The 22546-nt window shown below is 62.9% G+C and carries 23 protein-coding genes and 1 other RNA gene; 17 read left to right on the plus strand and 7 right to left on the minus strand.

What is annotated here, in order from left to right; genetic code table 11:
- The first annotated feature begins 87 nt into the window (after positions 1–87).
- From ACP691_RS01825 to hisC, 5 genes are all read left to right on the plus strand, one after another.
- The gene (locus tag ACP691_RS01825; protein WP_040261804.1) at positions 88–327 is read left to right on the plus strand and encodes a BolA family protein; all 240 of its coding nucleotides are present in this window, start codon (positions 88–90) and stop codon (positions 325–327) included.
- 21 nt (positions 328–348) lie between these two features.
- Complete coding sequence (gene murA, locus ACP691_RS01830; RefSeq protein ID WP_426149817.1) at positions 349–1614, plus strand: UDP-N-acetylglucosamine 1-carboxyvinyltransferase; 1266 nt, start codon at positions 349–351, stop codon at positions 1612–1614.
- A gap of 67 nt (positions 1615–1681) precedes the next feature.
- Positions 1682–2317, plus strand: a complete 636-nt coding sequence (gene hisG / locus ACP691_RS01835; protein WP_040261806.1) for an ATP phosphoribosyltransferase — start codon at positions 1682–1684, stop codon at positions 2315–2317.
- 131 nt (positions 2318–2448) lie between these two features.
- The gene (hisD, locus tag ACP691_RS01840) at positions 2449–3762 is read left to right on the plus strand and encodes a histidinol dehydrogenase (protein WP_426149818.1); all 1314 of its coding nucleotides are present in this window, start codon (positions 2449–2451) and stop codon (positions 3760–3762) included.
- Between the two features lie 2 nt (positions 3763–3764).
- Positions 3765–4808 carry a histidinol-phosphate transaminase gene (gene hisC / locus ACP691_RS01845; RefSeq protein ID WP_426149819.1) on the plus strand — a complete coding sequence of 348 codons (1044 nt, stop codon included), beginning with the start codon at positions 3765–3767 and terminating at the stop codon, positions 4806–4808.
- Between the two features lie 158 nt (positions 4809–4966).
- On the opposite strand, the gene algW is transcribed toward hisC, so the two are convergent.
- The gene (gene algW / locus ACP691_RS01850; protein ID WP_040261809.1) at positions 4967–6124 is read right to left on the minus strand and encodes a Do family serine endopeptidase AlgW; all 1158 of its coding nucleotides are present in this window, start codon (positions 6122–6124) and stop codon (positions 4967–4969) included.
- Between the two features lie 108 nt (positions 6125–6232).
- Between algW and ACP691_RS01855 the strand changes: the two genes are divergently transcribed.
- The 3 genes from ACP691_RS01855 (at position 6233) to cysN (ending at position 10149) form a co-directional block, all read left to right on the plus strand.
- Positions 6233–6991 carry a Nif3-like dinuclear metal center hexameric protein gene (locus tag ACP691_RS01855; protein ID WP_426149820.1) on the plus strand — a complete coding sequence of 253 codons (759 nt, stop codon included), beginning with the start codon at positions 6233–6235 and terminating at the stop codon, positions 6989–6991.
- A gap of 131 nt (positions 6992–7122) precedes the next feature.
- Positions 7123–8040, plus strand: coding sequence for a sulfate adenylyltransferase subunit CysD (gene cysD, locus ACP691_RS01860; protein ID WP_426149821.1), 918 nt, complete (start codon positions 7123–7125; stop codon positions 8038–8040).
- Positions 8041–8250: 210 nt separating this feature from the next.
- Positions 8251–10149, plus strand: a complete 1899-nt coding sequence (cysN, locus tag ACP691_RS01865) for a sulfate adenylyltransferase subunit CysN (RefSeq protein ID WP_426149822.1) — start codon at positions 8251–8253, stop codon at positions 10147–10149.
- 58 nt (positions 10150–10207) lie between these two features.
- Here the strand turns inward: cysN and ACP691_RS01870 are convergent, their stop codons facing one another.
- Complete coding sequence (locus ACP691_RS01870) at positions 10208–10645, minus strand: YhcB family protein (RefSeq protein WP_426149823.1); 438 nt, start codon at positions 10643–10645, stop codon at positions 10208–10210.
- A gap of 146 nt (positions 10646–10791) precedes the next feature.
- On the opposite strand from ACP691_RS01870, the gene ACP691_RS01875 reads away from it, so the two are divergent.
- The 3 genes from ACP691_RS01875 (at position 10792) to zapE (ending at position 14032) form a co-directional block, all read left to right on the plus strand.
- The gene (locus ACP691_RS01875; RefSeq protein WP_426149824.1) at positions 10792–11427 is read left to right on the plus strand and encodes an alpha/beta hydrolase; all 636 of its coding nucleotides are present in this window, start codon (positions 10792–10794) and stop codon (positions 11425–11427) included.
- Positions 11428–11450: 23 nt separating this feature from the next.
- Positions 11451–12797 carry a tryptophan--tRNA ligase gene (locus ACP691_RS01880; RefSeq protein WP_426149825.1) on the plus strand — a complete coding sequence of 449 codons (1347 nt, stop codon included), beginning with the start codon at positions 11451–11453 and terminating at the stop codon, positions 12795–12797.
- A 140-nt stretch (positions 12798–12937) separates the two neighbouring features.
- Entirely contained in the window at positions 12938–14032 is a 1095-nt protein-coding gene (zapE, locus tag ACP691_RS01885) for a cell division protein ZapE (protein ID WP_426149826.1), read from the plus strand.
- Here the strand turns inward: zapE and ACP691_RS01890 are convergent.
- Positions 14012–15076: a GlxA family transcriptional regulator gene (locus ACP691_RS01890; RefSeq protein WP_426149827.1), complete on the minus strand. Its 1065-nt coding sequence runs from the start codon at positions 15074–15076 to the stop codon at positions 14012–14014. The two genes, zapE and ACP691_RS01890, sit on opposite strands and share 21 nt — an antisense overlap.
- 314 nt (positions 15077–15390) lie before the next feature.
- Between ACP691_RS01890 and rplM the strand changes: the two genes are divergently transcribed.
- The 4 genes from rplM to ACP691_RS01910 all read left to right on the plus strand — a co-directional run bounded on the left by rplM (position 15391) and on the right by ACP691_RS01910 (position 17550).
- A complete protein-coding gene (rplM, locus tag ACP691_RS01895; protein ID WP_040261818.1) occupies positions 15391–15819 on the plus strand; it encodes a 50S ribosomal protein L13 in 429 nt (142 codons plus the stop codon).
- Between the two features lie 14 nt (positions 15820–15833).
- Positions 15834–16226 (plus strand): 30S ribosomal protein S9, encoded by a 393-nt coding sequence (rpsI, locus tag ACP691_RS01900; protein ID WP_040261819.1) that lies wholly within the window; start codon positions 15834–15836, stop codon positions 16224–16226.
- A 260-nt stretch (positions 16227–16486) separates the two neighbouring features.
- Positions 16487–17104, plus strand: a complete 618-nt coding sequence (locus ACP691_RS01905) for a glutathione S-transferase N-terminal domain-containing protein (protein ID WP_426149828.1) — start codon at positions 16487–16489, stop codon at positions 17102–17104.
- Positions 17105–17121: 17 nt separating this feature from the next.
- Entirely contained in the window at positions 17122–17550 is a 429-nt protein-coding gene (locus ACP691_RS01910) for a ClpXP protease specificity-enhancing factor (protein ID WP_040261821.1), read from the plus strand.
- 36 nt (positions 17551–17586) lie between these two features.
- On the opposite strand, the gene ACP691_RS01915 is transcribed toward ACP691_RS01910, so the two are convergent.
- The 4 genes from ACP691_RS01915 to ACP691_RS01930 form a co-directional block, all read right to left on the minus strand.
- Positions 17587–18165 (minus strand): BON domain-containing protein, encoded by a 579-nt coding sequence (locus ACP691_RS01915; protein ID WP_426149829.1) that lies wholly within the window; start codon positions 18163–18165, stop codon positions 17587–17589.
- Entirely contained in the window at positions 18162–18755 is a 594-nt protein-coding gene (locus tag ACP691_RS01920; protein ID WP_040261823.1) for a phosphoheptose isomerase, read from the minus strand. Before ACP691_RS01920 ends, ACP691_RS01915 begins: the two co-directional genes overlap by 4 nt.
- Before the next feature lie 85 nt (positions 18756–18840).
- Positions 18841–19203 (minus strand): YraN family protein, encoded by a 363-nt coding sequence (locus ACP691_RS01925; RefSeq protein WP_426150198.1) that lies wholly within the window; start codon positions 19201–19203, stop codon positions 18841–18843.
- Between the two features lie 5 nt (positions 19204–19208).
- Positions 19209–20984 (minus strand): penicillin-binding protein activator, encoded by a 1776-nt coding sequence (locus ACP691_RS01930; RefSeq protein WP_426149830.1) that lies wholly within the window; start codon positions 20982–20984, stop codon positions 19209–19211.
- Between the two features lie 148 nt (positions 20985–21132).
- Between ACP691_RS01930 and rsmI the strand changes: the two genes are divergently transcribed.
- Entirely contained in the window at positions 21133–21999 is an 867-nt protein-coding gene (gene rsmI / locus ACP691_RS01935; RefSeq protein WP_426149831.1) for a 16S rRNA (cytidine(1402)-2'-O)-methyltransferase, read from the plus strand.
- 89 nt (positions 22000–22088) lie between these two features.
- Positions 22089–22446: RNase P RNA component class A (rnpB, locus tag ACP691_RS01940), an RNA gene on the plus strand.
- Positions 22447–22546 lie beyond the last annotated feature (100 nt).

The following is a 22546-nucleotide window of genomic DNA, read 5'->3' on the forward strand; positions in this document are numbered from 1 at the left end:
CCCGCCTGGTCTGCGAAGCTCGCAGCCAGCGGGCTTTTTTTGTATCATGGCCGACCCGCGCGCACAGGGCGCCGACCGAGGTTGATCATGCAGGCCCTAGAAGTCAAAAGCTTCCTTGAAGCGAAGCTGCCCCAAGTCCAGGTGGAAGTCGAAGGCGAAGGCTGCAACTTCCAGTTGAACGTCATCAGCGACGAGCTGGCCGCGCTCAGCCCGGTCAAGCGTCAGCAGCAGGTCTATTCGCACCTCAATCCCTGGATCGCCGATGGCAGCATCCATGCCGTGACGATGAAATTTTTCACCCGCGCAGCCTGGGCTGAGCGCACCTGAGCCATAGGCTTCGAGAGTGTTATGGACAAACTGATTATTACCGGCGGTGCCCGCCTCGATGGCGAGATCCGCATTTCCGGCGCGAAGAACGCCGCCCTGCCGATTCTGGCGGCAACCCTGCTGGCCGATGGGCCGGTCACGGTGGCGAACCTCCCGCACCTGCACGACATCACCACCATGATCGAGCTGTTCGGGCGCATGGGCATCGAGCCTGTGATCAACGAAAAGCTGGCGGTGGAGATCGACCCGCGCACCATCAAGACACTGGTCGCGCCTTATGAGCTGGTCAAGACCATGCGCGCGTCCATCCTGGTGCTGGGCCCGATGGTCGCCCGCTTCGGCGAGGCGGAAGTCGCCTTGCCGGGCGGTTGCGCCATCGGCTCGCGTCCGGTGGATTTGCACATCCGAGGCCTGGAAGCCATGGGCGCGGTCATCGACGTGGAAGGTGGCTACATCAAGGCCAAGGCACCCGAGGGCGGGCTGCGTGGCGCCAGCTTCTTCTTCGATACCGTCAGCGTGACCGGTACCGAGAACATCATGATGGCCGCGGCCCTGGCCAGGGGGCGCACCGTGCTGCAGAACGCCGCCCGCGAGCCCGAGGTGGTCGATCTGGCCAACTTCATCAATGCCATGGGTGGCAACGTCCAGGGCGCCGGCACCGACACCATCACCATCGAGGGTGTGGAGCGCCTGCATTCGGCGACCTACAAGGTCATGCCGGACCGCATCGAAACCGGTACCTACCTGGTAGCCGCCGCCGTGACCGGTGGCCGGGTCAAGCTCAAGGACACCGACCCCACCATCCTCGAGGCGGTGCTCGACAAGCTGCGCGAAGCCGGCGCCGAGATCACCTCCGGTGAAGACTGGATCGCCCTGGACATGCACGGCAAGCGGCCGCGCGCGGTCAACCTGCGCACCGCTCCCTACCCGGCGTTCCCCACCGACATGCAGGCGCAGTTCATTTCCCTGAACGCAGTCGCCGAAGGCACCGGGGCGGTCATCGAAACCGTATTCGAAAACCGCTTCATGCACGTGTACGAGCTGCTGCGCATGGGCGCGCACATTCTCGTCGAAGGCAATACCGCCGTGGTCACTGGCGTGGACGGCCTCAAGGGCGCCCCGGTGATGGCTACCGACCTTCGCGCCTCGGCGAGCCTGGTGTTGGCGGCCCTGGTTGCCGAAGGCGATACCCTGATCGACCGCATCTACCACATCGACCGTGGCTACGAGTGCATCGAGGAAAAACTGCAGATGCTGGGCGCCAGGATCCGTCGCGTGCCGGGCTAGCGCCAGCGCACCTGGCGGCCTCGGCCATCCTGCATCGTTAACGAAAGAAAAGGGCTCTGCTTCTTCCATGCTGACCATCGCTTTGTCCAAGGGCCGTATCCTCGACGACACCCTGCCGTTGCTGGCGGACGCGGGCATCGTCCCGACCGAGGATCCGGACAAGAGCCGCAAGCTCATCATCCCCACTACCCAGGATGATGTCCGCCTGCTGATCGTGCGTGCCACCGACGTGCCCACCTACGTCGAGCACGGCGCCGCCGACCTCGGCGTGGCGGGCAAGGACGTGCTCATGGAGTATGGCGGCCAGGGCCTGTACGAACCCCTCGACCTGAAGATCGCCCGGTGTCGCCTGATGACCGCCGGCGCCATCGGGGCACCCGTGCCCAAAGGGCGGCTGCGGGTAGCGACCAAGTTCGTCAACGTCGCCAAGCGCTACTACGCCGAACAGGGCCGCCAGGTCGATATCATCAAGCTCTACGGCTCCATGGAGCTTGCCCCGCTGGTAGGCCTGGCGGACAAGATCATCGACGTGGTGGACACTGGCAACACCCTGCGAGCCAATGGCCTGGAACCCCAGGAGCTGATCGCTCACATCAGTTCTCGCCTAGTGGTGAACAAGGCGTCCATGAAGATGCAGCATGCCCGCATCCAGGCACTGATCGAGACCCTGCGCAAGGCAGTGGAATCCCGACACCGGGCTTGACCCTTCGGCGCGCAGCCCGCGCGCTTCGCTATCCACGCCATAGCCGCCTTCGATCGAAGGAAAGGCCCAAATGGCGTGGTGGCCCTGCTAGATTACCCATCCCGTTACACACTCGCAGACCGAGGCCAGCCATGACCGAACCGACCGCCATCCGCCGACTTGACGCCACCGCTGTGGATTTTGCGCGGCATCTGGATCATCTGCTGAGCTGGGAAAGCGTTTCCGATGACGCTGTGAACGGTCGCGTGCTGGAAATCATCGACGCGGTGCGCCAACGTGGCGACGCGGCCCTGGTGGAATACACCCAGCGCTTCGATGGGGTGCAGGTCAAGGCCATGGCGGAGCTGATCCTGCCCCGGGCCCGGCTGGAGCAGGCCCTGGAGCGCATCACCCCAGCCCAGCGGCAAGCCCTGGAAACGGCCGCTGCCCGTGTGCGTGCCTATCACGAAAAACAGAAACAGGATTCCTGGAGCTACACCGAGGCCGATGGCACGGTGCTTGGGCAGCAGGTCACGCCCCTCGACCGCGCCGGGCTCTATGTGCCCGGTGGCAAGGCCAGCTACCCCTCGTCGGTGCTGATGAACGCCATTCCGGCCAAGGTCGCGGGCGTGCCCGAAGTGGTCATGGTAGTGCCGACGCCCCGGGGCGAGGTGAACGAGCTGGTGCTGGCCGCCGCCTGCATCGCCGGTGTGGACCGAGTGTTCACTATCGGTGGCGCCCAGGCCGTCGCGGCACTGGCCTATGGCACCGAAAGCGTTCCCCCGGTGGACAAGATCGTCGGTCCGGGGAACATCTACGTGGCCACCGCCAAGCGCCACGTCTTCGGCAAGGTGGGTATCGACATGATCGCAGGCCCATCGGAGATCCTGGTGGTCTGCGATGGCGGCACCGACCCGGACTGGATCGCCATGGACCTGTTCTCCCAGGCCGAGCATGACGAGGACGCCCAGGCGATCCTGGTCAGTCCGGACCAGGCCTTCCTCGACCAGGTAGCGCTGAGCATCGACAAGCTGTTGCCCACCATGGAGCGGGCCGAGATCATCCGTACCTCGCTGAACAACCGTGGCGCGCTGATCAAGGTGGCCGACATGGCCCAGGCCATCGAAGTGGCCAACCGGATCGCCCCCGAGCACCTGGAGCTCTCGGTAGCCGATCCGCGTCAATGGCTGCCCTCGATTCGTCATGCCGGGGCCATCTTCATGGGCCGCCACACCAGCGAGGCCTTGGGCGACTACTGCGCGGGCCCGAACCACGTGCTGCCTACCTCCGGTACCGCCCGGTTCTCCTCGCCGCTGGGTGTCTACGACTTCCAGAAGCGGTCGTCGGTGATCTTCTGCTCGGACGAAGGTGCGTCCGTGCTGGGGCGCACGGCCTCGGTACTGGCTCGGGGCGAGTCCCTTACCGCCCACGCACGTAGCGCTGAATACCGAATCAAGGAAGCCTGACCATGAGCAAATTCTGGAGCCCCTTCGTCAAGCAGCTGGTGCCCTATGTGCCGGGCGAGCAGCCAAAGCTGAACAATCTGGTGAAGCTCAACACCAACGAGAACCCCTACGGCCCCTCACCCTTGGCATTGCAAGCCATGCAGGCGCAGATCGGCGATGACCTGCGCCTGTACCCCGACCCGAACGGCGACCGCTTGAAGCAGGCCGTGGCCGCTTTCTATGGCGTGCAGCCGGGGCAGGTGTTCGTTGGCAACGGCTCGGATGAAGTGCTGGCGCATATCTTCCACGGGTTGTTCCAACAAGAGCGCCCACTGCTCTTCCCGGACATCAGCTATAGCTTCTATCCGGTCTATTGCGGGCTCTATGGCATCGACTTCGAACAGGTGGCGCTCAATGACCGCTTCGAGATCGAACCCGCCGACTATGCGCGCCCCAACGGCGGCATCATCTTCCCCAACCCCAACGCGCCAACCGGCTGCCTGCTTGGGCTCGATGCCATCGAGCGGATTCTGGCCGGCAGCCCGGATTCGGTAGTGGTGGTCGACGAGGCCTATATCGATTTCGGTGGGGACAGCGCCATCGCGCTGGTAGATCGCTATCCGAACCTGTTGGTGACCCAGACGCTGTCCAAGTCCCGTTCACTGGCCGGGCTGCGGGTAGGCCTGGCGGTAGGGCATCCGGACCTGATCGAGGCTCTGGAACGTGTCAAGAACAGTTTCAACTCCTATCCTCTGGATCGCATCGCCCTGGCCGGGGCCGCCGCGGCCTTCGAGGATCGCGCCTGGTTCGACGAAACCCGTGGACGCGTGATCGACAGTCGGGAAAAGCTTGCCGCCGAGCTGCGGCAGCGCGGCTTCGAGGTGCTGCCTTCGGGCGCCAACTTCATTTTCGCGCGCCATCCGGAGCGGGACGCTGCGCAGGTCGCCGCGCATCTACGTGAGCGCAGCGTGATCGTTCGCCACTTCAAGCAGCCACGCATCGCCCAGTTCCTGCGTATCACCATCGGCACGCCGGAACAGAACCGGGCGTTGCTGGACGCGCTGTAACCCAGGCGGCTGGCGTCAGCAAGCGAAAAGCTTTATTCGCTTGCTTCCACCGCAAGGGCAGGCAGTCAGGGCAGCGCAGGCCGTGAAACGTCGGGGGGCGTCAGCGGCAGCTGACGAACCGGCCCTGGCTGCTGGCCGATTCTACCGCTTCGCTGCGCCTACTCTTCCTTGGGCGCGGCCGGCGCCGGCGGCGGCCGCAGGCCCACTTCAGCGGTGAGTTTCAGGGTTTTGCCCTTGCGCATCACCTCGATATCGATCTTGTCGCCGGGTTTGGTTCGTGCCACCTGGTTCATGGACTTACGGCCATCGGCGGCGGGCTCTTTGTCGATGCTGAGAATGACATCGCCCAGTTGCAGCCCCGCCTTCTGCGCCGGACCATCCCGGAATACGCCCGCTACTACGATTCCCGGATGATCCTTCAAGCCAAAGGATTCGGCCAGGTCTTCGGTCAGCGGTTGAACTTCGATGCCCAGCCAGCCGCGTATCACCTGGCCGTGCTCGATGATCGCCTTCATGACTTCCAGGGCCAGCTTGGTCGGAATGGCGAAGCCGATACCCTGGGAACCGCCAGACTTGGAGAAAATGGCGGTATTGATACCGGTCAGGTTGCCATTGGCGTCGACCAGGGCACCGCCCGAGTTGCCTGGGTTGATGGCCGCGTCTGTCTGGATGAAGTCTTCGTAGGTATTGAGGCCCAACTGGTTGCGGCCGGTAGCGCTGATGATGCCCATGGTGACGGTCTGGCCGACACCGAAGGGGTTGCCGATGGCCAGCGCCACATCACCGATGCGCAGGTTGTCCGAGCTGCCGATGGTGATGGCGGGGAGGTTCTTCAGGTCGATCTTCAATACCGCCAGGTCGGTTTCCGGGTCGCTGCCGATGACCCGCGCCAGGGTTTCCCGACCATCCTTGAGGGCCACCACGATCTGGTCGGCGCCGGAGGTCACATGGTTGTTGGTCAGCAGGTAGCCCTCGGGGCTCATGATGACCGCCGACCCCAGGCTGGATTCCCAGCGGCGCTGGCGCGGCAGGTTGTCGCCGAAGAAGCGGCGGAATTGAGGGTCTTCGAACAAGGGATGCGAGGACTTGTTCACGACCTTGGTGGTATAGAGGTTCACCACGGCCGGGGCGGCGATGGTCACTGCGTCGGCGTAGGAAATCGGACCCTGGATGACGGTCGCCGATTGCGGCGCCTGTTGCAGGTTCACGTCCTGGCTGGGCAGCCCCACCCATTCCGGAAAGCGCAGGATGATCAGGAGCGCGACCAGAACGCCGGTCACCAGAGGCCAGCTGAAATAACGCAGGACGATCGACATCGGGGGGTCCTAAAGGAGGGAGCGTTTTCACACGGCCAGGGCGGCCGCATAATGGGCGCCATTATACGAGGGCTTCGGCCCCCGCGAACTGCCTTTATGGAGAGTTTTATGGCCGTGTCACTCAGCACCCTGGTCGAGGAAGCCGACCGTTACCTGGGCAGCGCCCGGATGGCCGATTACTGCCCCAATGGGCTCCAGGTGGAAGGGCGCCCTCAGGTAAGGCGTATTGTCAGTGGCGTAACGGCCAGCCAGGCGCTGCTCGATGCCGCGGTCGCCGCCGACGCGGACCTGGTGCTGGTACACCATGGCTATTTCTGGAAGGGGGAAAACCCGTGCGTGGTAGGCATGAAGCAGCGTCGGCTCAAAACCCTGCTACGTCATGACATCAGCCTGCTGGCCTATCACCTGCCCCTGGATGTGCATCCGGAGGTAGGCAATAACACCCAATTGGCGGCACGCCTGGGGTTGACTGTCGAAGGTCCGCTGGACCCGGCGGATCCGAAGGTGGTAGGGCTGGTGGGGTCGCTGGATATTCCCCAAACCGCCCTGGCGTTCTCGCGGCGAGTCGCTCAGGTGCTGCAGCGTGAGCCGTTGGTGGTCTGCAACGGACAGCCCGTACGTCGGGTGGGTTGGTGCACTGGAGGCGGGCAGGGCTATATCGATACTGCCATTGCCGCCGGCGTCGATCTTTACCTGACCGGGGAAGCTTCAGAGCAGACGTTCCACAGTGCCTGCGAAAATGGCGTGTCCTTCATCGCCGCGGGACACCATGCCACCGAGCGCTACGGAGTGCAGGCCCTGGGCGAGTATCTGGCGCAACGGTTTGCCTTGGAGCATCGATTCATCGATTGCCCGAATCCGGTCTAACTGGCGGGCATATGCTCATACCTTTTGAGTCTAAGACGCCTCCCTTATATGCCGCAGACCCTGTGATACAGTGTCCGGCTCGAAAACGGCCCGTAGGCCGTCCCCATCTGCAAAGCAATCCGTGAGTAGCCATGGTCGATAAACTGACGCACTTGAAACAGCTCGAGGCGGAGAGTATCCACATCATTCGTGAGGTGGCAGCCGAGTTCGACAATCCGGTGATGCTGTATTCCATCGGCAAGGATTCGGCGGTAATGCTGCATCTGGCACGCAAGGCCTTCTTCCCGGGCAAGCTGCCGTTTCCGGTGATGCATGTGGACACCCGCTGGAAATTCCAAGAGATGTACAAGTTCCGCGACCGCATGGTCGAGGAGATGGGCCTGGACCTGCTCGTGCACATCAATCCCGAGGGCGTGGCTCAGGACATCAATCCCTTCACTCACGGTAGTGCCAAGCATACCGACATCATGAAGACACAGGGCCTGAAGCAGGCGCTGGACAAGCACGGTTTCGACGCAGCCTTCGGGGGTGCCCGACGCGACGAGGAAAAATCCCGTGCCAAGGAGCGAGTGTACTCTTTCCGCGACAGCAAGCACCGCTGGGACCCCAAGAACCAGCGCCCTGAGCTGTGGAACCTGTACAACGGCAAGGTGAACAAAGGCGAGTCGATCCGCGTGTTCCCGCTGTCCAACTGGACCGAACTGGACATCTGGCAGTACATCTATCTGGAGCAGATCCCGATCGTTCCGCTGTACTTCGCCGCCGAGCGTGAGGTCATCGAGAAGAATGGCACCCTGATCATGATCGACGACGAGCGCATTCTCGAACACCTCAGCGACGAAGAGAAAGCGCGTATCGTCAAGAAGAAGGTCCGCTTCCGCACCCTGGGTTGCTATCCGCTGACCGGCGCGGTCGAGTCCGACGCCGAGAGCCTGACCGACATCATCCAGGAAATGCTGCTGACGCGTACCTCCGAGCGCCAGGGGCGGGTCATCGACCACGATGGCGCGGGTTCCATGGAAGACAAGAAGCGTCAGGGTTATTTCTAGCACTTCGAGCTACAGGCGGCAGGCTGCGAGCCGGATGTGGACTTCCGGTTCCGCAGCGCCGCTTGGGTCGCCTGCAGCCCTGGAAGCGCCTGCGATTGGATTACCGAAGCCCACGAGTTTTCCAGAATGCTCGCTGGGTTGATCAACAGAATTTCTAACTAGCCGTACGCTACAAGCCTGCCGCTTGAAGCTTACGGCTTGGAGCTCAAGATGAGTCATCAATCCGAACTGATCAGCGAAGACATCCTCGCTTATCTGGCCCAGCACGAGCGCAAGGAGCTGCTACGGTTCCTTACCTGCGGCAACGTCGACGACGGCAAGAGCACATTGATCGGCCGTCTGCTGCACGATTCGAAGATGATCTACGAGGACCACCTCGAGGCCATCACCCGGGATTCGAAGAAGGTCGGCACCACTGGCGAAGAAGTGGACCTGGCGTTGCTGGTCGATGGCTTGCAGGCCGAGCGTGAGCAGGGCATCACCATCGACGTGGCCTACCGCTACTTCTCCACCGCCAAGCGCAAGTTCATCATCGCCGACACGCCGGGCCACGAGCAGTACACGCGCAACATGGCCACAGGCGCCTCCACCTGCGACCTGGCCATTATCCTGGTGGATGCCCGCTACGGCGTGCAGACCCAGACCCGTCGCCACAGCTATATCGCTTCGCTGTTGGGTATCAAGCACATCGTGGTGGCCATCAACAAGATGGACCTCAAGGGCTTCGATGAAGGTGTGTTCGAGGCCATCAAGGCGGATTACCTGAAGTTTGCCGAGGCGATCCAGCTGACGCCGAGCAGCCTGCATTTCGTGCCCATGTCAGCCCTCAAGGGCGACAACGTGGTCAACCGCAGCGAGCGCTCGCCCTGGTACACCGGCCCCGCGCTGATGGAAATCCTGGAAACGGTGGAGGTGGCGGCCGACCGCAACCTGACCGACCTTCGCTTCCCGGTACAGTACGTCAACCGACCCAACCTGAACTTCCGCGGTTTCGCCGGCACCCTGGCCAGCGGCGTCGTGCACAAGGGCGACGAGGTGACGGTGCTGCCTTCGGGCAAGAGCAGCCGGGTCAAGTCCATCGTCACCTACGAAGGTGAGCTGGAGCATGCCGGGCCTGGCCAGGCCATTACCTTGACCATGGAAGACGAAATCGACATCTCCCGCGGGGATCTGCTGGTGCATGCCGACAACGTGCCGCCGGTCACCGATCAGTTCGAAGCCATGCTGGTGTGGATGTCTGAAGAGCCGATGCTGCCTGGCAAGAAATACGACATCAAGCGGGCGACCAGCTACGTGCCGGGCTCCATCGCCAGCATCGTCCATCGGGTAGACGTCAACACTCTGGAGCAAGGCGCTGCCAGTGCGTTGGCGCTGAACGAGATCGGCAAGGTCAAGGTGGCGCTCGACGCCTCCATCGCCCTGGACGGCTACGCCAGCAACCGCACCACTGGCGCCTTCATCGTCATCGACCGGCTCACCAACGGCACGGTAGGGGCGGGCATGATCATCGCTCCGCCCGTAATACCCCATGGCAGCGCTGGCGCTCATGGTGCGCTGGCCCACGTCAGTGTGGAAGAGCGCGTCCGCCGCTTCGGCCAGCAACCGGCTACCGTGCTGTTGACGGGCCTGTCCGGCGCAGGCAAGAGCACCCTGGCCTATGCGGTGGAGCGCAAGCTCTTCGATATGGGGCGCGCGGTCTATGTACTCGATGGCCAGAACCTGCGTCATGACCTGAACAAGGGGCTGCCCCAGGATCGGGCTGGCCGTACCGAGAACTGGCGCCGTGCCGCCCATGTGGCCAAGCAGTTCAACGAGGCGGGGCTGTTGACCCTGGCGGCATTCGTGGCGCCGGATGCCGAAGGCCGTGCCCAGGCACGGGACCTGATCGGGGATCGCCTGCTGACCGTGTATGTACAGGCTTCGCCCCAGGCCTGCAGCGAGCGTGACCCTCAAGGGCTATACGCAGCCGGTGGGGACAACATCCCGGGTGAGTCCTTCCCTTATGACGTACCGCTCGACGCGGACCTGGTCATCGACACCCAGGCCCTGACCATCGAGGAAGGCGTCAGGCAGGTCATCGAGCTGTTGCGCGCGCGCGAGGTCATCTGACCCGCCGCGGGCTTGCCGCTCACCTGCGAAAAGGGCCTCGATCGAGGCCCTTTTTGATTTACTTGCGTTTCAACCCATATTGCTCGTCGAGCATGCCTGGCATGTCCGGCCCCTTGGGGGCGTAATCCTTGGGTGCTTCATGATCCTTGGGCGGGGTCAGTCGGTCACGGCTCGAAGCGCTCGGCTCGGCGTGCAGGGCCGCCAACAGGCGCTGGCGTGTCAGTTCATCGGTAGCCAGGTGATTGGCGCCTTCGGCCAGGTGTTCCTGAACCTCCTGGTAGCTCTGAGTCAGCTTCTTCACCAGCACCGCAGTGCTGTTGAAGTGGGTGACCACCTCATGCTGATAGTTATCGAATTTCTGCTGAAGCTCGTCCAGCTGGCGCTGGGTGCCGCCAGGCACGGCATTGGGGGCCAGGCGTGCAAGGAGGAAGCCGGCGACCAGGCCCACCACGAGAGCCAGTGTGGGTAGCAACCAAACCAAGAGCGAGAGTTCCACGAGTCCTTCCTCTATAAACGACTTTGCATTACGTTAACGGCTCGAACCCGCGCTGTATACCGCAAGGCGTCAAAACCGCCTGACCACGGGGCACAAACCACTAGCTAGACGAGTCGACCCTGGCCAGGGTCACGGAGTTCATACCCTTGCTCATTCGCGAAAACCCCTTGATGCTCGATGGGCCGGTTGGCCAGCTCGAGGCGCTTTACCTCGAGGTTCCCCAGCCGCGAGGCCTGGCACTGCTTTGCCATCCAAACCCCGAGCAGGGCGGGACCATGCTCAACAAGGTCATGTCCACCCTGCAGCGTACCGCCCGGGACGCTGGCTACATCACCCTGAGGTTCAACTATCGGGGCACGGGTAGCAGTGCCGGCAGCCATGACATGGGCCTGGGGGAGGTGGACGACGCCAATGCCGCCGCCAACTGGCTGCGCATCCGTCATCCAGGCCTGCCGCTGACACTCCTGGGCTTTTCCTTCGGTGGTTTCGTGGCGGCCACCCTGGGCGGGCGGCTGGAACGCCAGGGCGTGACGCTTGAGCACCTGTTCATGTGCGCTCCGGCCGTGATGCGGTTGCGTACCGAAGAGCCGCCGCCGCGGCAGTGCCCGCTGACGGTGATCCAGCCTGACGCCGACGAGGTCGTCCAACCTGCCCAGGTGTACGAATGGTCCGCCGGGCTCGAGCGTCCCCATGAGTTGATCAAAGTGGCGGAGTGCGGGCACTTCTTTCATGGCAAACTCACCGACCTGAAAGATCTTGTTCTTCCGCGCCTTGCCCCCTGACCGCAGCCGATAAGCGATTGCCCATGACCACCCGTATTCTCACTGGTATCACCACCACCGGCACGCCCCACCTGGGCAACTATGCCGGCGCCATCCGCCCTGCCATCGAGGCCAGTCGTCGGCCTGGCATGGACTCATACTACTTCCTGGCCGATTACCACGCCCTGATCAAATGCGACGACCCGCAGCGTATCCAGCGCTCGCGCCTGGAAATCGCCGCCACCTGGCTCGCTGGTGGCCTGGACGTGGAGCGCGCTACTTTCTATCGGCAGTCGGACATCCCCGAGATCCCTGAATTGACCTGGTTGCTGACCTGCGTGGCGGCCAAGGGGCTGCTCAACCGCGCCCATGCCTACAAGGCGTCGGTAGACAGGAACGTGGAAACCGGCGAAGACCCGGACGCCGGCGTGTCCATGGGCCTGTACAGCTACCCGATCCTGATGGCGGCGGACATCCTGATGTTCAACGCCCACAAGGTGCCGGTGGGTCGTGACCAGATCCAGCACGTGGAAATGGCTCGGGATATCGGCCAGCGCTTCAACCATCTGTTCGGCCAGGGGCAGGAGCTGTTCGTACTCCCCGAGGCGGTGATCGAGGAAAGCGTAGCGACCCTGCCCGGGCTGGATGGCCGCAAGATGTCCAAGAGCTACGACAACACCATCCCGTTGTTCGGCTCGGCCAAGCAGCTCAAGGACGCCATTGCCCGTATCGTGACCGACTCACGCGCTCCGGGTGAGCCGAAGGATCCTGACAACAGCCACCTGTTCACCCTCTACAGCGCCTTCGCGACTCCGGCCCAGACCGAAGCCTTCCGCGGGCACCTGCTGGGCGGTCTGGGGTGGGGCGAGGCCAAGCAACAACTGTTCACACTGCTCGACGGCCTCCTTGCCGAGCCGCGCGAGCGCTACCAGCAACTGATCGCTCGCCCCGCTGACCTGGAAGACATCCTGTTGGCCGGTGCCGCCAAGGCGCGTCGCGTGGCCACGCCTTTCCTCGAGCAGTTGCGCGAAGCGGTGGGCCTGCGCTCGTTCCGTACCCAGGTCGCGACAACCGGCACCGCGCCCAAGAAGGCCGGCAAGGCTGCGCGGTTCGTCAGCTTCCGCGAGGACGATGGCAGCTTCCGTTTCCGCCTGCTCAGTGCCGACGGGGAGCAACTGCTGCTTTCTCAGCCATTCGCCGATGGCAAGGCGGCGGGCGCGGCAAGCAAGCGTCTGCAGCAGGTCGAGCCAGAACTGCGCGTCGAAGCGGACCGTTTCACGGTATGGCTCGATGGCGAGTGCGTGGCCAGCAGCCCGGCCCATACCGATGGTGCCGCCCGGGATGCTGCCATCGATGCGGTGAAGCAGGCCCTGCGGCCCGCGGCGGACTGAACGCGCGGGTCATCTGTGCGCTGGGTCTTGTTCGCGCAGGCCCGGCGCTGACGGCTGCGGCGATCGGTCGCGGCCTCGATTGCCATCCCCCAGGCCCGCCGTTAAAGTGGCGGCCCGGTTTTACAGCCCGTAGACGACTTATGACGCCCCTTGAACGATACCAAGCCGACCTGAAACGTCCTGATTTCTTCCACGATGCGGCGCAGGAAACAGCGGTGCGCCATCTCCAGCGGCTCTACGATGATTTGATCGCCGCGGACACCCACAAGCCGGGCCTGCTGGGCAAACTCTTCGGCAAGAAAGACACTGCACCGATCAAAGGGCTTTATTTCTGGGGCGGTGTAGGGCGGGGCAAGACCTACCTGGTCGATACCTTCTTCGAAGCGCTGCCGTTCAAGGAAAAAACCCGTACCCACTTCCACCGTTTCATGAAGCGGGTCCACGAGGAGATGAAAACCCTCAAGGGCGAGAAGAATCCGTTGACGTTGATCGCCAAGCGATTCGCCAGCGAGTCGCGGGTGATCTGTTTCGACGAATTCTTCGTGTCGGATATCACCGACGCCATGATTCTCGGCACTTTGATGGAAGAACTGTTCAAGCATGGGGTCACCCTGGTGGCGACTTCCAACATCGTCCCGGACGGCCTCTACAAGGACGGCCTGCAGCGGGCCCGTTTCCTGCCGGCCATCGCGCTGATCAAGCAGCACACCGAAGTGGTCAACGTCGACAGTGGGGTGGACTATCGCCTGCGCCATCTGGAGCAGGCGGAACTGTTCCACTTCCCTCTGAACGAGGCGGCGGAGAAAAGCCTGCGCGAGAGCTTCCGGGCACTGACGCCGGAGTGCACCCAACCGGTGGAAAACGATGTTCTGATCATCGAGAACCGCGAGATCCACGCGCTGCGTACCTGTGACGACGTGGCCTGGTTCGACTTCCGCGCCCTGTGCGACGGGCCGCGCAGCCAGAACGACTACATCGAGCTGGGCAAGATTTTCCACGCCGTGATTCTCAGTGGCGTGGAACAGATGGGCGTCGCGACCGACGACATTGCCCGCCGCTTCATCAACATGGTGGACGAGTTCTACGACCGCAACGTAAAGCTGATCATCTCCGCTGAAGTGGAGCTAAAGGACCTGTATTCCGGTGGCCGCTTGAACTTCGAATTCCAACGTACCCTAAGCCGCCTGCTGGAAATGCAGTCTCACGAGTTCCTCTCACGCGCCCACAAGCCTTGAGCTGACGACCTCGGCGGTGGCCTGCGCCAGGCGCGCCGGGCTGGCCGCCGCGGTACCCCCGCGATAGCCCTGACGGTACTGGTTGGGGGAAGCGCCCGTGTGCTGGCGAAACAGCCTGGCGAAGAAGCTCGCGTCGTCGTAGCCCACCTCGTAGCTGATGGTCTTGATGCTCTTGCCGCTGGCCGAAAGCAGCCCCTTGGCGGTTTCAATCCGCAACCGTTGCAGGTAGTGCAGAGGCTTGTCTCCCGTGGCCGCGTGAAATCGCCGCATGAAGTTGCGGATGCTCATGCCATGTTCGCGGGCCAGGTCTTCGAAGCGAAACTTGTCGGCGAAGTGGGTTTCAAGCCAGTCCTGCACCTGGAGGATCTGCAGGTCCTGATGCAGTTTTTGCCCGCCGAAGCCGATTCGCCCGGGAGCATAACTGCGCCGCACCTCGTGAAGGATGTCCCGCGCCACCGCTTGCGCAACGCGCGGGCCGCAGAAGCGCTCGATCACATAGATGTACAGGTCGCAGGCCGACGTCAGCCCCGCGGCGCAGTAGAGGTTGTCCGCGTCGGTCAAGTGCTTTTCCCGGTTCAGTCGAACCTTGGGGTACCGTTCGCTGAACGCGTCGAAGTAGCGCCAGTAAGTGGTCGCCTCCTTGCCGTCCAGCAGCCCCGCTTCGGCGAGCCAGAAGACGCCGTTGGCTTCGCCACACAATACCGCGCCCTGGGCGTGTTGCTGTCGCAGCCAAGGTAGCACCTGGGTCGTTTCCGGCGAGGTGGTCGAAAACTCCCCCCAGAAGGCCGGCAATATGATCACGTCAGCGTCCGCGAGCGCGCCTTCGGCATCCATTCGCGTACCGCTGAAGGTTTGCGCCCCTTCACCGCCTGCGCTGACCAGGCTGGTCTCGTAGGCGGGGACCAACCCCAGCCCAAGTTCGCGCCCGTAGCGCAGGCTCGCCAGATGAAAGAAATCCTTGGCCTGCATCAGGGTAGAGGCGAAGACATTGGTTGTGACGAGTATCGCGACCCGCTGGAGGCGGGGAGAGGGCTGTGAGGGCATGTTCATTGTTCTTGTGGGATAGCGGTCACGCTTTGGCACTATCGTCTTGTTTTTGTCGCCTGGTGTCCAGTAGGCGGTGGTGCGTACAGGGCTAGCGAAAGAACTTGAAATTTTCCGGCCAATCCGGATAATTCGCCTGCTCTGCACGCGGAGGAAGTGATGCCCCTCCCGGACAGGCCCTTTGCCGGACCCGACGCGATGACCCGAGCCCCCGAAAGCGTCTGGATGCGGCTGCCTTTGACCTTGTCAAAGCAAGCACTATTCAGTAAGCTCCGCCGTCTATTTTTGCTGGGCGGCCCCTGAGGCTATAAAGAATGAAAACTTTTACTGCTAAACCGGAAACAGTAAAGCGCGACTGGTTTGTCGTCGACGCCGCTGGCCAGACCCTGGGTCGTCTGGCTACCGAAATCGCGAGCCGTCTGCGTGGCAAGCACAAGCCTGAATACACCCCCCACGTTGACACCGGCGACTACATCGTCGTGATCAATGCCGAGCAGGTGCGTGTAACCGGCGCCAAGTCCACTGACAAAGTGTACTACTCCCACTCCGGTTTCCCGGGCGGTATCAAATCGATCACTTTCGACAAGCTGATCGACAAGGCACCTGAGCGTGTCATCGAAACCGCGGTCAAGGGCATGCTGCCGAAGAACCCGCTGGGTCGCGACATGTACCGTAAGCTGAAAGTCTATGCGGGCGCTACTCACCCTCATACTGCTCAGCAGCCTCAAGAACTGAAGATTTAACGGAATAGTTCACTATGTCGGCGACTCAAAACTACGGCACTGGCCGTCGCAAGACCGCAACCGCTCGCGTATTCCTGCGGCCGGGTACTGGCAACATTTCTATCAACAACCGCCCGCTGGATACCTTCTTCGGTCGCGAAACCGCGCGCATGGTTGTTCGTCAGCCGCTGGAACTGACTGAAAACGTCGCCAAGTTCGACGTCTACGTTACCGTTTCCGGTGGTGGTGTCAGCGGCCAGGCCGGCGCTATCCGTCACGGTATCACCCGTGCCCTGATGGCCTACGACGAAACCCTGCGTGGCGCCCTGCGTCGTGCTGGCTTCGTTACCCGCGACGCCCGTGAAGTTGAGCGTAAGAAAGTCGGTCTGCGTAAAGCGCGTAAGCGTCCGCAGTACTCCAAGCGTTAATTCGCTGCTTTCGCTTCACGAAAAGCCCGGTTCGAAAGAATCGGGCTTTTTCGTTTGGGTGTTTTTCAGTTGCCGGATGCTGCAGGCATCGGTGGCGTTCTGGCATTCCCGCCCGCTAGCGACGGTTTTGCTGTAAGATTCGCGGCTATCGCGCGCCCGGGGGCGCCTACGTTCAATCTGTGGCCAGGGCATTCCATGCCCGCCGCGAACGAGGCTTGCCTGGGCGCGTTCGTTTATCCGCTTCCAGCGAGGAAATCGCCATGGGCGTAGCCAACCGGTTGGCCTGCTATTCCGACCCGGCCGACCATTATTCCCATCGTGTGCGCATCGTGCTTGCCGAAAAAGCCGTGACCGTGCAGATCATCGATACCGTCCCCGGACGGCAGCCTGCGGGCCTGATGGATGTGAACCCCTATGGGTCCCTGCCTACCCTGGTTGACCGGGACCTGGCTTTGTATGAATCCACCGTGGTCATGGAATACCTGGATGAACGCTACCCGCATCCGCCACTCTTGCCCGCCTATCCTGTGGCTCGGGCCAACACGCGCTTGCTGATGCACCGCGTCCAGCGTGATTGGTGTGGTCATGTGGATCTGCTGCTCGATCCACGAAGCAAGGAGGCTGCCCGTTCCGAAGCCCGCAAGTACCTGCGCGAAAGCCTGACCGGCGTCTCGCCATTGTTCGCCGAGATGTCATGCTTCATGAGCGATGAGCAAAGCCTGGTGGACTGCTGTCTACTGCCCATACTCTGGCGCTTGCCGGTGATGGGGGTGGAGCTGCCCAAGGCTGCCAAGCCGCTGCTTGACTACATGGACCGGCAGTTTGCTCGTGAAGCTTTTGAGGCGAGTCTATCCGCCGCCGAACGTGAAATGCGCTAGTTCTAGAGGAGCCCTTGATGAATTCCAGTCGTCCTTACCTGGTCCGCGCGCTGTATGAGTGGATCGTGGATAACGATTGCACCCCCCATATTCTGGTCAATGCAGAATACCGTAACGTGCAAGTCCCCCAGGGATTCGCCACTGACGGTCAGATCGTGCTGAACGTGTCGCCCAGCGCGGTGCGCCATATGCAGATGGATAACGAAGCGGTGAGCTTCGAAGGTCGTTTTTCCGGTGTCGCCCATTCCTTGTATGTACCGGTGGGGGCGATCATGGGCATCTACGCCCGTGAGAACGGGCAGGGTATGGTATTCGACCCTGAAGTGCCGTCCCTCGAGGATGATGTGGAGCTTGAGGGCGAGCACACCGATGGTGACGATCTGCCGCCGTCGGGTGGGCAGCCGCCGCGCCCCAGCGGCCGGCCAAGCCTCAAGGTAGTGAAGTGATAGAGGCGACCGTGAGGTCGCCTTTTTCATGGGTATTCAGTCGATGTATTCGAACAGCTTGACGATCTTCTGGACGCCCGAGACGCCTTGTACCAGGGTGGTGGCCCGATTCGCCTCTTGCTGGGAAACCAGGCCGAGCAGGTAGACGATGCCATTTTCCGTAACTACCTTGATGCGTGAACCCGGAATGGCATTGTCCGCGAACATCTGGGTCTTGATCTTGGTGGTCAGCAAGGCGTCGTTGCTGCGGGCCAGCATCGAAGAAGGCTGGGCGACCTGCAGTTCGTTCTCTACCTTCTTGACTCGCTGGACAGAGCCGGCAGCCTGCCCTGCAAGTGTCTTGAGGTCCGCGCGCGGGGTCTGGCCGGCCAGCAGCACGACGCCGTTGTAGCTGGTCACCACGATATGGGAGCCTTGGTCCAGGTCAGGGCTGGCCTTGGCTACGTTCACCGCCACCTTGGTCTCGATCAGTGAGTCGTCGATCTTGCTGCCCAGGGTGCGGGTGCCACGGTCGTCGTCGATGGGCTTGTCGCGGGTGGCAGTCAGCACGGAGCTGCAGCCGGAGAGGGCGATGCAAGCGGTCAAGGCCGCGAGGCCGATACGGATGGGGCTCATTCTTCACTCCCGAACAATTGGCTGTCGATCAAGTCGCAAAGGCAGTGGATCGCCAGCAGGTGTACTTCCTGGATGCGCGCGGTTACCTGCGATGGAACGCGGATCTCTACGTCTTCGGGCAACAGCAGCGAAGCCATGCCGCCTCCGTCCCGGCCGGTGAGCGCCACTACCGTCATGTCGCGGTCGTGAGCCGCTTGGATGGCCTGGATGATATTGGCCGAGTTGCCGCTGGTGGAAATCGCCAGCAGCACGTCGCCCGCCTGGCCCAGTGCGCGGATCTGCTTCGAGAAGACCTCGTTGTAGCTGTAGTCGTTCGCAATGGACGTCAAGGTCGAGGCGTCCGTGGTCAGGGCGATGGCGGGCAGGCCCGGCCGCTCTCGTTCGAATCGGTTGAGCATCTCCGATGAAAAATGCTGCGCGTCTCCGGCAGACCCTCCATTGCCGCAGGCGAGCACCTTGCCCTCGCTGAGCATGGCATGGACCATGACCTGGCTGGCTTGCTCGATATGGGGAGCGAGCACTTCCATGGCCTGCTGCTTGGTGTCGATGCTGGCCTGGAAGAGCCGGCGAATCCGGGATTGCATGTCCATCGTCTACCTTAGAAACCTGAGCCCGCGAAGCGGGGACGCCGGGGCAGGCCGCGGCGTATGCCTGATGAGATCGAACCGGTGCGTTTCAGCTGGTGAAGGCATCCTTCAGCCAGGTCAGCCCAAGCGCTTGAGGGTCAGTGCCTTCGATAGCGACGATATCGAAACGGCAAGAGTGCTCGGCCCATTGGGGGTTTTCCTGGAGAAAGTACGTCGCAGCGGTAACCACTCGCGCCTGCTTGCGACCGTCGACGCTGCCGAGGGCGCCACCCCAGCCAGCGTGCAGCCGATAGCGAACTTCGGCGAATACTACTGTATCCCCCTCCAGCATGACCAGATCCAGTTCACCGTACCGGCAGCGCCAGTTGCGGGCCAGCAGTTGCAGCCCGTGCCCCTGTAGATGGCGTTCGGCCCAGTCCTCGGCCTGCTGGCCCGGACGGGGATGGGGCAGGCGGGTCACTGGGCGCTGGATGGCATGGGCTCGACCCTCCCACCGGTGAATTGAGCCCAGGGCAACTGGCGCTCGATTCGCTGGGCGGCATTCAGGCTCAGGCTTCCCGAAAGCCCTTCGATGCGGTTGTCAGGCAAGGCCTTGAGTTGCCCCAGCCGCGGAGCGAGGGTGTAGGCGTCGGCCCCCATGGCGTACAGGCGGCCCAGGCTGGTGTTCGCCTGCGGCCACTGGCGGGCGACCTGCTGGCGCAGGCTGTTGTTCGCATCGAGCAGCCAGGGGGTTTCGCAGAAGCGTACGTTGTTCAGGTCCGTATACTGGGCCTGGTCACCGCTGGCGCTGTACACATGGGAGGTGGCATACACCGGGATGTCGCCGGCGTACTGATAATTGAGCGTGGGCTTGACCTGCTGGGCCTGCTGCGGCGTGGCGGTCATGTAGATGAAGTCCACGTCCTGGCGGCGACTGCCCTGGCCACCGGTGCCGTTCTGGCGAACCTGCAGCAGCTCGGCGATCTGCCCCGCCAGCGCGACCGGCTGGTCGATCTGCACCGCGGCGACCAGCGTGCCTCCCTCGGCTTGCCAGGCCTGGCGGAACGCTGCCAGTACCCGGTCTCCGAACTCGCCCTTGGGCACTATGGCAGCGGCCCGCTGCAGGCCGTCTGCATGAGCGCGGCGCGCCACTTCACGGGCTTCGTCTTCCGCGGCGAGGCCGAACTGGAAGAGCTGCGCCGGGCCCGGCTGGGGACTGTCGCTATAGTTGAGCGCCAGGGTAGTGACGGGCAGCTGGGGGCGGCTGCTCAGTTGCTTGACCAGGTTCTTCTCCAGTGGGCCGACCACCAGCTGGATGCCCTTGGCCTGGGCCTCGCGGTAGAACTCGTCCATGGAAGTGACGCGGGCGCTGTCGAACAATTCGATGGCCGGCGTCGGCTGGCCGCTCTGCTGGGCCTGGTAGTGCGCGGCCATGAAGCCGTCACGCAGGGCTCGGGCAACACCGGCCAGTTGGCCTTGTTGAGGCAGCAGCAGGGCGACGCGGTCCAGCGGCTGGTTGGTTACCGTCATCAGTTGTTGCAAGGGGAGCGGCAGGGTGACAGCTGCCGGGTGACTGGCATGCTGCGCGCGCCATGCCTCGATGGCCGCCTTCTGCTGCTCCAGCGTGCCGGGCGTCTTGGCGACCTGGGCCAGACTCAGCCAGCCTGCGAGGTCGTCGGCACCGCTGGGTTGGAGCTGGTCGGCCGGCAGGCTTGCCACCAGTTTCCAGATGGCCTCGTGATTGGCGGTGCTCGCGTCCCCTTGCAGCATGGGCGCCATGAAGATGCGCTCACGCGCCGCCGCCAAGATCTGGCCGTCAGCCTCCAAGGCCCGGGCGCGAACGGTCTGGGTGCGGATCTGCTGGTCGACGGGCAGTTCGCCCAGGTGCTCGAGGCTCGGATGTTTCAGCGCCGTGAGCGCTGCCTTGGGGTCGTTGCGGTTCATGGCCAGTTCGGCCAACAGTGTGCTGGCGAATACCTGCTGGGCAGGCTTGAGCTGATTAAGGTCCAGCTGGCCGAAAACCTGTGTGGCAATGGCGTCCTGCCCTTGTTCCATGGCCTTGCTCGCCGCGCTCAGGCGCAGGAAGGCGGCTTCGTCCGGCGCCTTGCTCGCCGCGGCCTGCCGCAACAGCTCATCCACGCTTGCGTTGGCGGTGCGTGGCAGCTCGCCCAGGGACGAACCCGGCTGGCTCGCGCACGCGGCCAGGAGCATGGCCAGGAATAGGGCGAATAGCGGACGCAGGCAACCGGTCATGTACATCTTCCTGATACGGATCGTTGGACGAACAATTGTACCCAAGGCCCGGCGGCGACGCGATGACGAGGCCCCGGGCCGGGGATTCGGCAAAACTGCTGTCGCGCCGTTACAATGGCCGCTTTCCCGGCCTTCCAAGGTGTGTGCTGTGACCCTCCCAGGCGCGACTGATTCAACTTTAGGCACACTTTATGTGGTCGCCACCCCTATCGGTAATCTCGAGGACATGACCCCCAGGGCCCTGCGGGTATTGACGCAGGTGGCCTTGATTGCCGCCGAGGATACCCGTCACTCGTTGCGCCTGCTTCAGCACTTCGGCATCCAGACTCCGCTGGCCGCCTGCCATGAGCATAACGAGCGAGAGGACGGCGGCCGCTTTCTGGGCAGGCTGCAAGCTGGCGATGACGTGGCCCTGATTTCCGATGCGGGCACCCCATTGATTTCGGATCCTGGCTACCATCTGGTCCGCCAGGCTCGCGCCGCTGGCGTGCCCGTGGTGCCTGTACCTGGCGCCTGTGCGGTGATCGCCGCGCTATCGGCTGCCGGACTGCCGTCCGATCGCTTCATTTTCGAGGGCTTTCTCCCCGCCAAGGCCGCTGCGCGCACCAGTCGCCTGGAGGCGCTGCGCGAAGAGCCGCGCACCCTGATCTTCTACGAGGCGCCGCATCGTATTCTCGAGTCGGTCCAGGCCATGGAGGCGGTATTCGGCCCTGACCGCCCCGCGGTACTTGCACGCGAGCTGACCAAAACCTTCGAAACGCTCAAGAGCGCGCCGCTCGCCGAATTGAAGACATTCATCGAAACCGATGTGAACCAGCAGCGCGGCGAATGCGTGGTGCTGGTCGCTGGCTGGTCCGCTCCCACTGGCGAGGAGACCCTGAGTGTCGAAGCACTGCGTGTACTGGACCTGCTCCTGGCCGAGATGCCCCTGAAGAAAGCCGCCGCCCTGGCGGCGCAGATCACAGGCGTACGCAAGAACCTGCTGTACCAGGTCGCTCTGGAGCGACAGGGGTAGAATGACCTGCCGCTAAAATAGGCGCTAGCAAGCTCGCTCGGCTGTCATCGCTTGTAACCAGAGGCCGCTGCCGGTAACCTTGCCGCCGGAGAGTCGGTTGGACAGTCGCTGCCGTTGCATGCTCGCATGCGCGGGGGAGGAAAGTCCGGGCTCCATAGGGCAGAGTGCCAGGTAACGCCTGGGAGGCGCGAGCCTACGGAAAGTGCCACAGAAAATAACCGCCTAAGCGCTTCGGCGCCGGTAAGGGTGAAAAGGTGCGGTAAGAGCGCACCGCGCGGCTGGCAACAGTCCGTGGTCAAGGTAAACCCCACTCGGAGCAAGACCAAATAGGGTTCCATAGGCGTGGCCCGCGCTGGAACCGGGTAGGTTGCTAAAGGTGTTCAGTGATGACCACCGTAGAGGAATGGCTGTCCTCGACAGAACCCGGCTTACAGGCCGACTCTCCACCTTTCTTTTCGTCCCCGTTTCGTTTGTCTCCCCCTCCCTGGTAATACCGAAAAAATCTTAATTCTCACAATTCACTTTAACTATTTGACGCAAACCACTG

This window comes from Pseudomonas sp. DC3200b2 (genome assembly GCF_049895785.1).
GTDB classification, from domain to species: domain Bacteria; phylum Pseudomonadota; class Gammaproteobacteria; order Pseudomonadales; family Pseudomonadaceae; genus Aquipseudomonas; species Aquipseudomonas massiliensis.

Excerpts from the sequence above, each read along its gene's own strand:
- rpsI (WP_040261819.1), top strand. The coding sequence starts at position 15,834 with ATGTCGGCGACTCAAAACTACGGCACTGGCCGTCGCAAGACCGCAACC.
- ACP691_RS01920 (WP_040261823.1), bottom strand. The coding sequence starts at position 18,755 with ATGGACATGCAATCCCGGATTCGCCGGCTCTTCCAGGCCAGCATCGAC.
- ACP691_RS01910 (WP_040261821.1), top strand. The coding sequence starts at position 17,122 with ATGAATTCCAGTCGTCCTTACCTGGTCCGCGCGCTGTATGAGTGGATC.
- hisG (WP_040261806.1), top strand. The coding sequence starts at position 1,682 with ATGCTGACCATCGCTTTGTCCAAGGGCCGTATCCTCGACGACACCCTG.
- ACP691_RS01880 (WP_426149825.1), top strand. The coding sequence starts at position 11,451 with ATGACCACCCGTATTCTCACTGGTATCACCACCACCGGCACGCCCCAC.
- ACP691_RS01825 (WP_040261804.1), top strand. The coding sequence starts at position 88 with ATGCAGGCCCTAGAAGTCAAAAGCTTCCTTGAAGCGAAGCTGCCCCAA.
- cysN (WP_426149822.1), top strand. The coding sequence starts at position 8,251 with ATGAGTCATCAATCCGAACTGATCAGCGAAGACATCCTCGCTTATCTG.
- ACP691_RS01915 (WP_426149829.1), bottom strand. The coding sequence starts at position 18,165 with ATGAGCCCCATCCGTATCGGCCTCGCGGCCTTGACCGCTTGCATCGCC.
- hisD (WP_426149818.1), top strand. The coding sequence starts at position 2,449 with ATGACCGAACCGACCGCCATCCGCCGACTTGACGCCACCGCTGTGGAT.
- ACP691_RS01905 (WP_426149828.1), top strand. The coding sequence starts at position 16,487 with ATGGGCGTAGCCAACCGGTTGGCCTGCTATTCCGACCCGGCCGACCAT.
- cysD (WP_426149821.1), top strand. The coding sequence starts at position 7,123 with ATGGTCGATAAACTGACGCACTTGAAACAGCTCGAGGCGGAGAGTATC.
- ACP691_RS01890 (WP_426149827.1), bottom strand. The coding sequence starts at position 15,076 with ATGCCCTCACAGCCCTCTCCCCGCCTCCAGCGGGTCGCGATACTCGTC.
- ACP691_RS01855 (WP_426149820.1), top strand. The coding sequence starts at position 6,233 with ATGGCCGTGTCACTCAGCACCCTGGTCGAGGAAGCCGACCGTTACCTG.
- ACP691_RS01930 (WP_426149830.1), bottom strand. The coding sequence starts at position 20,984 with ATGACCGGTTGCCTGCGTCCGCTATTCGCCCTATTCCTGGCCATGCTC.
- zapE (WP_426149826.1), top strand. The coding sequence starts at position 12,938 with ATGACGCCCCTTGAACGATACCAAGCCGACCTGAAACGTCCTGATTTC.
- algW (WP_040261809.1), bottom strand. The coding sequence starts at position 6,124 with ATGTCGATCGTCCTGCGTTATTTCAGCTGGCCTCTGGTGACCGGCGTT.
- rplM (WP_040261818.1), top strand. The coding sequence starts at position 15,391 with ATGAAAACTTTTACTGCTAAACCGGAAACAGTAAAGCGCGACTGGTTT.
- hisC (WP_426149819.1), top strand. The coding sequence starts at position 3,765 with ATGAGCAAATTCTGGAGCCCCTTCGTCAAGCAGCTGGTGCCCTATGTG.
- murA (WP_426149817.1), top strand. The coding sequence starts at position 349 with ATGGACAAACTGATTATTACCGGCGGTGCCCGCCTCGATGGCGAGATC.